The organism is Roseovarius sp. A46 (assembly GCF_004126395.1).
GTDB lineage: Bacteria > Pseudomonadota > Alphaproteobacteria > Rhodobacterales > Rhodobacteraceae > Roseovarius > Roseovarius nitratireducens.
On the sequence record NZ_PVWS01000010.1, the window covers coordinates 42,303 to 55,150 of the forward strand.

Here is a 12,848-nt window from a genome sequence, read left to right on the forward strand (position 1 = left end):
CTCCTTAGTTGGCGGGCTGCGCGGGGGTGGCGCGGCCATGTTCGATGTCGTGAAGCAGGCCACCCTTGCGGGTGTAGACTACGAAAGTGATCAGCGCGCAGAGCACGTAGAAGATCAGGAAGGTCCAGAGCGCCGCCGCCGGCCCGCCGGTCAGCGCGATCGAGGTGCCGTAGCTCTTGGGAATGAAGAAGGCACCGTAGGCCGCGATGGCCGAGGTAAAGGCGATGATCGACGAGGCCTCGCGCTCGGCCTGCTTGCGCGCCGCCTTCTCGTCCTGCCCGGGATTGAGGCGGGCCACTTCCTTGCGCATGATCACCGGGATCATCTGGAAGGTCGAGGCATTGCCCACGCCGGTCAGGAAGAACAGCGCCATGAAGCAGGCGAAGAAGCCCCAGAAATTGCCCGCGCTGCCACCCAGCGGCAGGAATTGCAGAACGCCCCAGACCGCGGCGATCATGCCGAGGAAGGTCCAGAAGGTCACACGACCACCGCCCCACTTGTCCGAGATCCAGCCCGTGCCCGCACGGCTCAGCGCACCGACCAGCGGCCCGAGGAACGCCAGGTGCAGCATGTCGAGATCCGGAAACTGCAGTTTCATCAACAGCGGGAAACCCGCGGCATAGCCGATGAAGCTGCCAAACGTGCCGGTATATAGAATGCACATGATCCAGTTCTGCCGACGCTTGAGGATTTGGAGCTGATCCGACAGTGACGCCTTGGCATCGGCAATGTCATCCATCCCAAACCAGGCGGCGATCGTGGCGATCACCAGGAACGGCACCCAGACGAATCCTGCGTTCTGCAACCAGATGCGCCCACCATCCGAAAGCTCCTGCGGCGCACCACCGACGGCGCCGAATACACCCATGGTGATGACCACAGGCACGACGAACTGCATCACCGACACGCCCAGATTGCCGAGGCCGGCGTTGAGCGCCAGCGCGTTGCCCTTTTCCGCCTTCGGATAGAAGTAGGAGATATTGGCCATCGAAGACGCGAAATTGCCCCCGCCAAAGCCGCACATCAGCGCGAGGACCAGGAACCAGGCATAGGACGTATCCGGGTTCTGCACGGCAAATCCGATGCCCACGGCGGGCAGCAGCAGCGAGGCGGTCGACAACGTAGTCCAAAGCCGCCCGCCGAAGATCGGGATCATGAAGCTGTAGAAGATGCGCAGCGTCGCCCCCGAAAGCCCCGGAAGCGCTGCCAGCCAGAACAGTTGACCGGTGGTGAAGTCGAACCCGATGGCAGGCAGTTTCGCGACCACGACCGACCAGACCATCCAGACCGAAAAGGCCAGTAGAAGCGCCGGGATCGAGATCCACAGGTTGCGCCGGGCGGTACGTGCCCCGCCTTGCTGCCAGAAGCCCGTATCCTCGGGCTGCCAATCGGTCAGCAGGTGACCGGAATTCTTGGATTGGGACGTCATGTCGAATATGTCCTTATATCTCGGATTGAGGTGCGGCCGCACCGGGCCGCACCATAGTGTTCGTCATTCCGCGGGTTGCGACGCCTGACCGCGAGGCGCACCGCCGGGCCCGCCCACAGGCTTGGGCAGTGGCGCATCCGGCACATCGGAGAGGTACTTCTCACCCTCGAGCCCGGGGTGACGGCGACGCTCCATCCGGCGGATCGCGAGGTGCATCCACACGGTCGATACCAGCACGATCACGAACAGCAGCATGAACGGCGCGGTCCACACCCCCGTGAGATCGAGCAGCACCCCGAAGGCGATCGGCAGGAAGAACCCGCCAAGCCCGCCGATCATGCCGACCAACCCGCCGACAGACCCCACGTGATAGGGATAGTAGACCGGGATATGCTTGTAGACGGCGGCCTTGCCGAGGCTCATCAGAAAGCCGAGGATCACCGTTAGAGCGACGAACACGCCCACCGAAAGGCCGAAATCGAAGGTGATCGGCCCGTTGATGCCCTGCACGATATAGCCGGTCTGCGGATAGCTCATGACGAACAGGATCAGCAGCGACCCGATAAACGTCAGATACATCACGAACCGCGCTCCCCAGATGTCGGACATCCAGCCGCCGAGCGCGCGAAACACCGATCCCGGAAGGCTGTAAAGCCCGGCAAAGACACCCGCGGTCGTCAGTTCCAGACCGTAGGCCCCGGTGTAGTAGCGTGGCAGAAAGCTCGCGAGGGCCACGAAGGCACCGAAGACAAAGAAGTAATACGTGGCAAACCGCCAGACCTGCAGGTCGCGCAGCGGCTCCAGCATCGAGCCGGTCGAGGCGGGGCCTTCGCCGGTGCGCTTACGCTCTGCCTGCACCGGGTCGGTCTTGGCCAGCAGGTAGAAGAGCACCGCGACCACGGCCAGCACGATGGCATAGACCCGCGCAGTCCCTTCCCAGCCGAGCGCGACAACCAGAAAGGGGGCCGCGAAATTGGTGACCGCGGCGCCCACGTTGCCCGCGCCGAAGATGCCAAGAGCCGTGCCCTGCTTTTCCTTCTCGAACCAGCGCGAGGTATAGGCCACGCCGACGATGAACGACCCACCGGCGAGGCCCAGGCCGAGCGCGGCAAGCAGGAAGACCGGATAGGTCTGCACACTCGTCAGCAACCACACCGCGACCGCCGTGATCAGCATCTGAAGCGGAAACATGATGCGACCGCCGAACTGCTCGGTCCAGACACCCAGAAAGATGCGGCTGACCGACCCCGTCAGGATCGGGGTGGCGACCAGCAGGCCGAACTGCGTGTCGCTCAGCCCCAGATCCTCCTTGATTTGAACGCCGATGATCGAAAAGATCGTCCAGACGGCAAAGCAGACGGTGAAGGCAAACGTGCTGAGCCCCAAGGCCCGGTACTGATCCGAGCGTGAGACACCATCGAGTGTGTGCATGACCTTTTCCTCCGGCCTGTCGTTGCATCCTGCCCGCAACTGGGCTTCGGCCAGTCATGCGGGCAGAGCCGGGAGCAGAGACTTGATCTGGATCAGATTTCTGGAAAAACGTTTGAAAATAAATGACTTGCTGAAATCCGTCATGCCGGTCACGTGCTGTAGTCAACCCGGTTGAACGCAATGAACAAGTGGCTTATTGACAATAATCAATCCACGAGCCAGCAAGACGATCGAGAGAGTGATGCCAATACGAATGGGACTACCCGAGTCGGTGCATCGCGACATCCGGGAGCTGCATCTCTTCCGGGATATGGCCGACGCGCATTTCACCGACCTGATGCACGGGGCCTATGTGCAGAACTTTCCGCCACAGATCGAGTTGATCTCCGAGGGGGACACGAGCGATTTCCTGCACATCATCCTATCCGGATCGGTCGACCTGTTCTCGGCCTGGAACAAGCGCGAGACCAGCATGGCCACCGTGCGCCCGATCTCGACCTTCATCCTCGCCGCGACCATCCGCGATGCACCCTACCTGATGTCCGCCCGCACGCTGACAAAGAGCCGGATCGCCCTGATCCCGAGTCAGGACGTGCGCGCCGTGTTCGATGCCGACAATTCCTTTGCCCGCGCCATCGTGGCAGAGCTCGCACAGTGCTATCGCTCGATGGTCAAGGCACAGAAGGACCTCAAGCTGCGGACCTCGCTGGAACGGCTGGCCAACTTCCTGCTGCGGCAGCGGATACAGTCAGGGGGCTCGGCGACATTCGAACTGGACTTCGAGAAACGCCACCTCGCCGCCGTGCTGGGCATGACACCGGAAAATCTCAGCCGTGCCTTCAAGGGGCTACAGCCCTACGGCGTGGAGGTGGACGGTATGCAGATCACGATTACCGACCCCGGGGACCTGGCCAGCTTTGCGAAACCCAATCCTCTGATCGACGATCATTCCACCTGACGACGGGGCAAGGCCGTGCCAGTCGCCACCTCGGGCCCCACCGCGACATGCCCGCGGCCCCCACGCACCCTTCATCGCGCCTTGCCGACATGGGGCCGCAACATCACCGGCCCATACAGCCCCGCAAACCCGCCGAAACCCGCGATCCATGCCAGGCCCGACAGGCCATGCAGCCATGCCGCGTGCTCGGGCCAGATACCCGCGCCCACCCGGGCCAGCACGGCAAGGATGAGGGCCGCATAGATGGCAATCGTGCCCGCCCCTGCACTCAGCGCCTGCCCGGTATGGCCCAGCGTCGCGCGCGTCATGACCGCCATCGTCATCAGCCCGACCGCGCCCGCCATCCACAGATGCTGCGCCCCGGCCATGCCCAGGCCACCGGGCAGGAGAATTTCGGCACCGATCGCCAGTGCGCCCAGGGGAAGAAAGGCGTAAGCCCCATGCAGCACCGTCACCAGCGGCTCGGCGAGGGTCCGGTGCCCCGTCCAACGCCCCAACCGCAACGCATGCAGCGCGCCGGTCAGCACGAGTGCTGCACCCGTTAGCGGGTGCAGTGGCTGCACGACCCACAGCACAAGCGCTCCCAGCATCACGACCAACGCCGCCTTGTCAAAACGTTGCATTGGCGGAACGGGCAGGACCGCGCTGCGACGTTTGACCAGCCAGTTGCGGGTAAAGGACGGCACGACGCGCCCGCCGATCACGGCGATCATCATGATCGCCGCACCAAGGCCCAGCCGCAGGCCATGGCCTTGCGCGGCATAACCGCCGCGCGCCGCCTCCCAGTGAAAGAGCGCGTTTCCAAGAGTAAAGACCGCGAGCATTCCAAGCACGATCAGGTTGCGCCAGTTCCGGCCGGCCACGATCTCGCGGGCGAGCACCGCCCCGAAAACCACAGGAAAGGCCAGGTCTGCCACGGCCACGAGGAGCGGCGGCAAGCCCGCCGAGACCGCCACCGTGACGCGCCCTGCCAGCCACAGCGCCACCAGCACGCCCAGCGGCCAGCCCACGATGGGCAGGCGCCCGGTCCAGTTCGGGACGGCCGTCAGCAGAAAACCCGCGACCACCGCGCCGAGATAGCCAAATAGAAACTCATGCGCGTGCCAGCTCACCGGATCGAAGGCCGTGGGCAGGGTGATGTGACCAGACAGCATCGGCACCCAGAGCGCCATGGCAAACGCGGCCCAGACCGACGCCCCGAGAAATAGCGGACGGAAGCCGTAGGTCAGGATCGCGGGACCGCGCCAGGCGCGCATCCGCTCAGCCGTCGTCATTCGAGGGCCTCCTTCTTGCCGTCACGTCCGTGCAGCCATGGCGATCCGGCGATAGCCCGCAGCACCATGATAGAAGCCGTTGCTCAGGTTCACAGCCCCGCTCAGAACACCAAGGCGGCCATCCGCCTCATCGACCGGCAGCGCCCCGTCCAACACGTCGCGGAACACACCCACCACCGCCACCATGTCCACATCCTGCGGCATGAGCCGAAGATGGGTCACACCGTCGGCCACCAACCGATCCGCCTCGGGTAGCAGGTCGACATAGCTCTCGGACTGGGTCTGGATTCCGTTCACGCGCAGGATCGGCGCATCGTCGCGGGTGCGAAGCGGCATCCCGTCAGGATCGTCCTCGCAGACGAAGCGGCAATTGTCCTTGGTCCGCCCGTGCGCCCGGGCGTGGTAGCAGCGGGCCGAAACCGCCAGCGAGGCGCGCCCGAAGACCTGCACCTCGACCCCGAGCCCCTCATCTCGCGCGGCTGCGGCAGCCACGGCAATCGCCTCGGCGGGCAATTCGGTGGGCAAGCAGACATGGGTTGCCCCCTGCCCGGCCATCCACGCGATCGTGGCCTCGTTATAGGCGTTCATGAACGGGCCGATGCGGTGAGGCCGCCTGCCGCGAGCATATAGCCCGGCGGCGTTGTTCACCTCGATCTCGGGGGTGTCCATCACCGCAAGATCATCTGTTGCCTTGCGCTCGCGTTTCAGCATCACCTCGGCCAGGGTCGAGACGATCACGGTCTTGCCCGCACGTTCCAGCCGCTCGATGATCTCTGGTAGCTCGCCCTCGTGGAACGGTGCGCGCTTGGAGCAGATCACCTCGCCCAGATAGACCTCGTCCACCGGGGCCTCGTCAGCGATCCGTGCGTAGAAGTCGCGGCGCCTCTCGGCGGACCAGTGATAGGCAATCGGCCCGAGGGTCAGTTTCGTCGTCATCTCCATCACCGCCATTTCTTGGTCTCGAACGCGCCCTGCGTCTGTTTCTGCCCCTCGGTCAGCGCGACCAGATCGGCCATGTTGGCCGCCCGCCCGGCGCGGATATCGTCCACCGCCGCGCGGAAGGCACGCACCACGCCCCGCACATAAGATTTCGAGCGCTGCCGCCCCTCGATCTTGAATGCGTGCACACCCGCGTCGATCAGTTCGGGCAAAAGCCGTGAAAGGTTCAGGCTCACCGGCTCCTCGAAGGCATAATACCCCTCTGGTCTATGGGGCGCGGTGTAGCGGCCCTTGCAGATCGTGGGATACCCGGCTTTCTCCTCTGGGCCGAACCGGTCGATGGTGAACCCCGCCAGTTGCGAGGACATCGACCCATCCTCATGCCGCGCATACTCAACGTCCGAAGCGGGCGAACACACGCCGTCCATGTTGGTGGATTGCCCGGTCAGGTAATTGGTCAGGCTGCACCGCCCCTCGACCATCAGACCGTGATTGCCAAAGATGAAGGTCTCGATCTCGCAGGGGATTTCGCGCTTGATCTGGCGTATTTCCGGGATGGTCAGGATACGCGGCAGCACCACACGCCTGACCCCGAAATGCTCGCAATAGTAGCGGATCGCCTCGGGCGACGAGGCCGCCGCCTGCACCGACAGGTGCAGCCTGACGCCGGGATGCGTGCGCGCGATGTAATCGGCCACGCCCATGTCGGCGACGATAAAGGCATCCACCCCCAGCCGCGTGCCGGTATCCGCCGCCTGCCGCCAGAGATCCACCTTGCCCGCGGGCGGGTAGGTGTTGAGCGCCAGCAGCACCTTTGTCCCCCTGGCATGGGCATAGGTCACCGCCTCGGCCAGCTCATCGGGGGTAAAGTTCAGGCCCGGGAAATTGCGCGCGTTGGTCGCATCCTGAAACCCGCAATAGACCGCGTCGGCACCCGCATCCACGGCGGTGCGCAGGGCGGCAGGGGTGCCCGCGGGGCAGATCAATTCGGCAAGGCTCATCTCGGATCAGGTCCTTTCCATCTCGGGGGTATAGGCGCGGCGCAACCGTGCCAGGACGGCCCGCCCGGGCGGGCCGAACATCGCCGCCGTCTCCTCGGCGATGGAGCCGTCCACGTCATCCAGCGCGTTGCGCAGCCGCACCACCGCCTCGGTGTCGCCGGTCACCTCCAGATCGCGCGAGAAGAAGGCGGCATCGCCATCCTCCTCGGAATCCACCAGTTCCAGCAGCAGCAGGAACCGCCCCCGGATCACCGCACCCGCCTGCGGCGCGGCATCGCGCGGCACGGCGCGAAACAACAGCGCGCCGGGGTCGGGGCGCAGGTGCAGGGCAAAGGGCAGATCGACCGGGTCGATCAGGAAATCGGTGCCCTGATGCGGGCCCAGGCGGGCAAAAAGCGACGGGTGCCGCCCGGCAATGCGCCGCACGACGCGCGACAGGAGCGGCTGCACCACAGCACAGGCCAGACGCGAGACTACGCCACCTCCGGGCAATCGGGCCGGAGAGACAGTGTGAACTCCAGTGCTCATGACGTGGCCGTCCTTTCTGCGACGAGCCCCTCCTCGGTCACGATCAGATCGAGCGGGATATCGTGGGGTTGCGGATAGATCGTGGTCAGGTTCGCGGCACCGAGCGCGATGCCGATGGCCACGGGGCGCGGGTCGAGCGACGCCAGCGTGCGGTCGAAATACCCCCCGCCCCAGCCCAGCCGATAGCATCCCTCGGACCAGCCAAGGCAGGGTGCCAGCGTGATGTCGGGGACCAGCGGGTCGGCCTCGGGTGGCGGAACGGGGATGTTCCAGTCACCGCGGACCATCTTGGTATCAGGTGTCCAGCGCCGAAAGATCAGCGGGGCCGCGCGGGTTTCCACAATCGGTAGGGCGATGGTAGCGCCCGCACGATATAGCGTTTTCAGAACCGGGCGCAGGTCGGGTTCGCCCTTGATCGGCCAGTAGCCGGCGAGGACGGTCCCTTGTCCTACACCGCGTTCCTCCAGCACACGCGACAGGTGCCGGCCGATTTGGCCTGAGACCCGGGCACGCCCCGCCTGGCCCAGATCCTCCCTCAGCCTGGCCAGCCGTATCCGTTCCGCCCGCCGCCAGCGCGCCACGTCGCGCGCTTGATCTGGATCGACGCCCACCGGATCGAAATAGGCGGGATCGACCTCGGAGGCCATGCAGGGCGGCGAGGCATATGTCTTGCGCTGGGTCATGCAGCAGGCCCCAGCGCAGTGACGAACACACGGTTTTCCAGCGTGTTTTGACCAATCAGGTCGCCCATCTCATACGGTTTTGCGATGGCGGCATCTTGTTGCATGCGCAGCCCTTTCACTCGCGATTCGCCCGAGCGGAACGCATTGGTATTTGATTTATTGGCTACCGCGCTATAATGCGCATTGCAAATGCCAATTCAGGAGCGCGACCTTGCGCCTCACCTCTTTCACAGATTTCGGGCTGCGCGTGCTCATGCGCATGGCGGGCGATCCGGCCCGCGCCTTTACCGCCGCCGATCTCGCCGCTGAACTCCGGGTTTCGCGCAATCACCTGGCCAAGGTGATCTCGGCACTGGCCGCGGCAAACCTGCTGGAAACCCGGCGCGGCGGTGGCGGTGGCGCGATGCTTGCCCGGCCCCCCGAGGATATCCGGCTTGGCGATGTGGTGGCCGTGCTCGAGGCCGACCAGGCCCTGGTGGAATGTTTCGCGACCGGCAGCAACGCCTGCACCCTGTCCCCGAAATGCCGGCTGAAATCCCGGTTGGCCCATGCCGAGGCCGCGTTCGTCGCGGACCTTAACCGCAGTACCCTGGCCGATTGCGTCTATCGCCCGGAAGGTGCCTGACGCGCGATCTACCCGCGTCCGACATAGGGCATCTTGGTGGCCATCAGCGTCATGAACTGCACGTTGGCCTCGGGCGGTAACTCGGCCATCGACAGGACCGCACTGCCCACGTGGTCCACCTCCATCACCGGTGGCGGAGAGTCAGGGTTGGCCGCGATGATTCCTTCCAGCAGTTCAGTGCGTGCATTGCCGATGTCGATCTGGCCGCAGGCAATGTCGAAGGCGCGTCCATCGAGGCTGAGCGTCCTGGTCAGCCCGGTGATCGCGTGCTTGGTCGTAGTGTAGGCGACCGAACCCGCGCGCGGAGAATAGGCGGAGATCGAGCCGTTGTTGATGATCCGGCCCCCCATCGGCATTTGTCGCCGCATCTGGCCGAACGCCGCCTGCGCGCAGAGAAACATACCGTGGAGGTTCACATCCACCACCTGCCGCCACTCGTCATAACCCAGCTCGTCGATCATCGCCGCGCGGCCGAAGCTGCCGGCGTTGTTGAAGAGCACGTCGAGCCGGCCCGCCTTGGTCACGAAATCGTCGAAGCAGCGCGCTACACTCTGCGGATCAGTCACGTCGCCGGGCAGGATCACGGCATTGCCATGCCCCCCGGCCACCGCCTCCAGCGCCTCTGCGCGACGCGCCATCAGCCCGACCTTCCAGCCCGCTTCCAGAAAGGCCCGCGCGCAGGCGGCCCCAATCCCGGCGCTCGCGCCGGTAATCAGCACGGATCTCATGCTTCGTCCTCCCGTTCCAGTTCCAGCGCCACCGGCTTCGCGCGCAGGTCGTCCACGCTCAGCGGCGCGGTGGGTTTCGACAGCCGGTTGCGCACCACCCAGTGCAACCGTTCCTCGGCGCGGGTGATCGCCACATAGGCCAGCCGCTTCCACAGCGGCTGCCCGGCTTCCGACCGGCCCATCCGCGCGGCGGCATAGATGTCAGGGGCAAAGACCTGCACATCGCGCCATTGCGATCCTTGCGCCTTGTGGATCGTCACCGCCGCGCCATGCAGGAACACCGCGCCCATATTGGCGGCATAGGGGATGAACGGTTCTTCCTCGCCGGGTTTCTCGATCTTGACGATCGAGGCCGCCGATAGGCGCGGGTCCTCGGCCCCGATGACATGCAGCCGCGAGAATCCTGCCCGCTTGCCAGGGCCCAGATAGATCACCTGCGCCCCCTTGATGAGACCGCGCGCCTCCAGGTCCAGCCGCTTCTTACGGTGTTTGAGCGGCAACTCGATCCCGTCGCAGATCAGCGGCTCGCCTTCCAGAAGCGCGGTCTCGGGCGCGCCGTGAACCGCGCGGAACGCGTTGATGAGGCGGATACGCGTGGCGTTGCGCCAGACGAGGACGGGTGAGCGCGCCATCAGGTCCACTTCGACCCGCTCGGCCCATCTCACCCGCTCGTCGCGGCGGGCGGCGTCCTCGATCATCCGCTCGAAATGGTGGAATTCCAGCGCCGGGTCGGCCAGCGCATGCGCAAGATCGAGGATCGGGTTGTCGGCGTCCTGCCTGTGGATACGACTGAGCGTAAGGCGCGCGGGCGCGGGCAGGCTGTCGAACACCATGCCGCCGGTGGATTTGACAGGGGGCAACTGCGCCGGGTCGCCGAACAGGACGAGCGTCGGGAAAATCTCCTGCAAATCCTCGAATTGCTGCGCGTCGAGCATGCTCGCCTCATCGACGAGGCCGATATCGAGCGGCTCCTCGCGACGCGTCCAACCGGTGATGAAATCCGAGCCGCGCAGCCCCGCCGCCGCCAGCGCGCCGGGGATCGACTTGTGATTCTGGTAAAATGCCAGCGCCCGGTCGAGCGCCTGCTCGGTCAGCCCCTCGATCTCCGGCTTCGCGCCCTGCCCTGCCAGCCATTCGGCAATCTTCGCGTATTCCGGGTCATAAACGGGCGTATAGAGAATGCGGTGAATGGTCGTCGCGGGCACGCCGCGCATCCGCAGCACGCTCGCCGCCTTGTTGGTGGGCGCGAGAATGGCCAGCGTGCGCCGGTCGCGGCGGCGCCGCCCCTCCCAATCGCCCGAGACCACATCGACGCCCGCCTCCTCGAGCGCACGGTAAAGCGCGGCCAGAAGCAGCGTCTTGCCCGACCCGGCCTTGCCGACGACGGCCATCACCGCGCGCCCGCCTTCACGCGGCGGCATGAGCGTTCCCTCGACGATATCAACCCCCACGCCGCGCAGCGCCTCGGCGATGCGGTCATGGGCCTCGGCCTGGTCAGGAGAATAGGTAAGCGCGGTCTCGGTCATGTGCGCGACCCTAGACGTGGCATCGGCGAGGTGCCAGCGAAAGCCACGCGAAGCGGCTTGACCCTGCGCCGCGCTTCCCCGATTGAGAACCAGAGGGTAGGATCGGCGGAAAAACGCCGCTGGGGAAAGGCAAGGCATGGCGCATATCATCGTGGTCGGCAACGAGAAAGGCGGAGCTGGCAAATCCACCGTCTCGATGCACGTGGCAACCGCGCTCGCTCGCATGGGCCACCGCACAAGCGCCCTCGACCTCGACCTGCGGCAGCGCAGCTTCGGGCGCTACGCCGAGAACCGTACCCGGTTCCTTGAAAAGGAGGGGCTCGACCTGCCAAGCGCCCGGCTCGTCGAGTTGCCCGAGGTCGCCGAGGCCGATCTCAAGCCCGGCGAGAACCTCTATGACCGCCGCCTCGCCGCGGCAATGGCGGCCGCCGAACCCGAGAGCGATTTCATCGTGATCGACTGCCCCGGCTCGCATACCCGCCTCAGCCAGGTCGCCCACAGCCTCGCCGATACGCTGATCACGCCGCTCAACGACAGCTTCATAGATTTCGACCTCCTGGCACGGACCGATGCCGACGGGCAGACGATCCTCGGGCCATCGGTCTATTCCGAGATGGTGTGGAACGCGCGGCAGTTGCGCGCACAGGCGGGATTGCGGGCGATCGACTGGGTGGTGCTGCGCAACCGGGTGGGTGCGCAGGCGATGGTCAACAAGGAAAAGATGGGACGCGCGCTCGACGCACTGGCGCGCCGGATCGGCTTTCGCGTGGCGCCGGGCTTCAACGAGCGGGTGATCTTCCGCGAACTGTTCCCGCGCGGGCTCACGCTGCTTGATTTGCGCGATATCGGGGTAAAGGGGCTCAACATCTCCAACATCGCGGCACGGCAGGAACTGCGCGACCTCGTCAAGGCGTTGAACCTGCCGGGTGTGACGGTCAATTTCTAGCCGACCATCCGTTCCTGTTGGGCGAACGGGCTGAAGCCCAGCCATTCCTGCATTCTGGCGGCGATTTCGCGTGGACCGGTCAAATTCAGCCTGCCATCCTTTACCGCTTTCTGGACGGTATCCAGACCCATCCAGATCGCCGTCATGGTGCGCAGGCTCGATTCGGAAAACAGGTCAACCTCGTAACCCGGATCAGAATAGCAGGCCTCGACGCCGGATTGCGGATCGACCAGCAACCAGTAATTCTGTCGCGTGACGGGCAAATCGCCAAACACGAACTGAAGGCATACCCGGCGCTCCGGCAGCGGATCAATATTCAGGCCGCGATGCATATCCCATATCAGCAATTGGGGATCCAGATTGTTGAGGGAAATCTCGCTTTCCACCCATCGCTGCCCCCACGCCCCGATCCCCATCACAAGCGGGCGAAGCTCTTCGCCGGCCTGTGTCAGGCGGTACTCCTTGACGCCGTGAGCGCCTTTGACGGAATGGATGACCCCGGCCGTCTCCAGCTCTCCCAAGCGCTTCGACAATAGCGATGGCGACATCCGTGGCAGGCCCCGCCGCAAATCGTTGAACCGCGTGCTTCCGCACAGGAGTTCTCGCAGCAAAAGCGGCGTCCAGCGCGCGCACAGAACCTCCGAGGCCATCGAGATCGGACAAAACTGACCGTAGCTGCCACTCATGAGATGTCTCCTTTTCCTGCGAAACCAGGATCGGTCGAGACTAGGGGTTCGGACCGCCCCGATCCAGTACAGTTTCAGGACTATCGCGGCAGGG

Annotated in this window: 13 protein-coding genes; 3 read left to right on the top strand and 10 right to left on the bottom strand. The window is 65.0% G+C overall.

All coding sequences use genetic code 11. The annotated features are described in order from the left end of the window. Positions 1 to 4: 4 nt before the first annotated feature. Both C6W92_RS07295 and C6W92_RS07300 read right to left on the bottom strand, forming a co-directional pair. Positions 5 to 1,429, bottom strand: a complete 1,425-nt coding sequence (locus C6W92_RS07295; RefSeq protein WP_129432346.1) for a NarK family nitrate/nitrite MFS transporter — start codon at positions 1,427 to 1,429, stop codon at positions 5 to 7. A gap of 63 nt (positions 1,430 to 1,492) precedes the next feature. Next, positions 1,493 to 2,860 (bottom strand): nitrate/nitrite transporter, encoded by a 1,368-nt coding sequence (locus C6W92_RS07300; RefSeq protein WP_129432347.1) that lies wholly within the window; start codon positions 2,858 to 2,860, stop codon positions 1,493 to 1,495. 253 nt (positions 2,861 to 3,113) lie between these two features. Here C6W92_RS07300 and C6W92_RS07305 point away from each other — a divergent pair, with 253 nt between their 5' ends. After that, a complete protein-coding gene (locus C6W92_RS07305; RefSeq protein ID WP_129432348.1) occupies positions 3,114 to 3,818 on the top strand; it encodes a cyclic nucleotide-binding domain-containing protein in 705 nt (234 codons plus the stop codon). Positions 3,819 to 3,889: 71 nt separating this feature from the next. On the opposite strand, the gene C6W92_RS07310 is transcribed toward C6W92_RS07305, so the two are convergent. The 5 genes from C6W92_RS07310 to C6W92_RS07330 are packed head-to-tail and all read right to left on the bottom strand — an operon-like array spanning position 3,890 to position 8,243. Continuing rightward, positions 3,890 to 5,092 carry an NnrS family protein gene (locus C6W92_RS07310; protein WP_241691095.1) on the bottom strand — a complete coding sequence of 401 codons (1,203 nt, stop codon included), beginning with the start codon at positions 5,090 to 5,092 and terminating at the stop codon, positions 3,890 to 3,892. Between the two features lie 21 nt (positions 5,093 to 5,113). After that, positions 5,114 to 6,028 (bottom strand): U32 family peptidase, encoded by a 915-nt coding sequence (locus tag C6W92_RS07315; RefSeq protein WP_241691096.1) that lies wholly within the window; start codon positions 6,026 to 6,028, stop codon positions 5,114 to 5,116. Positions 6,029 to 6,033: 5 nt separating this feature from the next. Continuing rightward, entirely contained in the window at positions 6,034 to 7,032 is a 999-nt protein-coding gene (locus C6W92_RS07320) for a peptidase U32 family protein (protein WP_129432350.1), read from the bottom strand. 6 nt (positions 7,033 to 7,038) lie between these two features. After that, positions 7,039 to 7,560: an SCP2 sterol-binding domain-containing protein gene (locus C6W92_RS07325; RefSeq protein WP_129432351.1), complete on the bottom strand. Its 522-nt coding sequence runs from the start codon at positions 7,558 to 7,560 to the stop codon at positions 7,039 to 7,041. After that, positions 7,557 to 8,243, bottom strand: coding sequence for a 5-formyltetrahydrofolate cyclo-ligase (locus C6W92_RS07330; protein ID WP_241691097.1), 687 nt, complete (start codon positions 8,241 to 8,243; stop codon positions 7,557 to 7,559). The genes C6W92_RS07325 and C6W92_RS07330 overlap by 4 nt, the downstream gene beginning before the upstream one ends. A 211-nt stretch (positions 8,244 to 8,454) precedes the next feature. On the opposite strand from C6W92_RS07330, the gene C6W92_RS07335 reads away from it, so the two are divergent. Further along, positions 8,455 to 8,868 carry an Rrf2 family transcriptional regulator gene (locus tag C6W92_RS07335; RefSeq protein WP_129432352.1) on the top strand — a complete coding sequence of 138 codons (414 nt, stop codon included), beginning with the start codon at positions 8,455 to 8,457 and terminating at the stop codon, positions 8,866 to 8,868. Positions 8,869 to 8,876: 8 nt separating this feature from the next. Here C6W92_RS07335 and C6W92_RS07340 read toward each other — a convergent pair whose 3' ends face one another. Continuing rightward, positions 8,877 to 9,596 carry an SDR family oxidoreductase gene (locus C6W92_RS07340; RefSeq protein WP_129432353.1) on the bottom strand — a complete coding sequence of 240 codons (720 nt, stop codon included), beginning with the start codon at positions 9,594 to 9,596 and terminating at the stop codon, positions 8,877 to 8,879. Next, positions 9,593 to 11,122 (bottom strand): AAA family ATPase, encoded by a 1,530-nt coding sequence (locus C6W92_RS07345; protein ID WP_129432354.1) that lies wholly within the window; start codon positions 11,120 to 11,122, stop codon positions 9,593 to 9,595. Before C6W92_RS07345 ends, C6W92_RS07340 begins: the two co-directional genes overlap by 4 nt. A gap of 136 nt (positions 11,123 to 11,258) precedes the next feature. Between C6W92_RS07345 and C6W92_RS07350 the strand changes: the two genes are divergently transcribed. Then, the gene (locus C6W92_RS07350; protein WP_104017882.1) at positions 11,259 to 12,068 is read left to right on the top strand and encodes a division plane positioning ATPase MipZ; all 810 of its coding nucleotides are present in this window, start codon (positions 11,259 to 11,261) and stop codon (positions 12,066 to 12,068) included. On the opposite strand, the gene C6W92_RS07355 is transcribed toward C6W92_RS07350, so the two are convergent. Further along, positions 12,065 to 12,754: a helix-turn-helix domain-containing protein gene (locus C6W92_RS07355; protein WP_129432355.1), complete on the bottom strand. Its 690-nt coding sequence runs from the start codon at positions 12,752 to 12,754 to the stop codon at positions 12,065 to 12,067. The two genes, C6W92_RS07350 and C6W92_RS07355, sit on opposite strands and share 4 nt — an antisense overlap. Between the last annotated feature and the right edge of the window lie 94 nt (positions 12,755 to 12,848).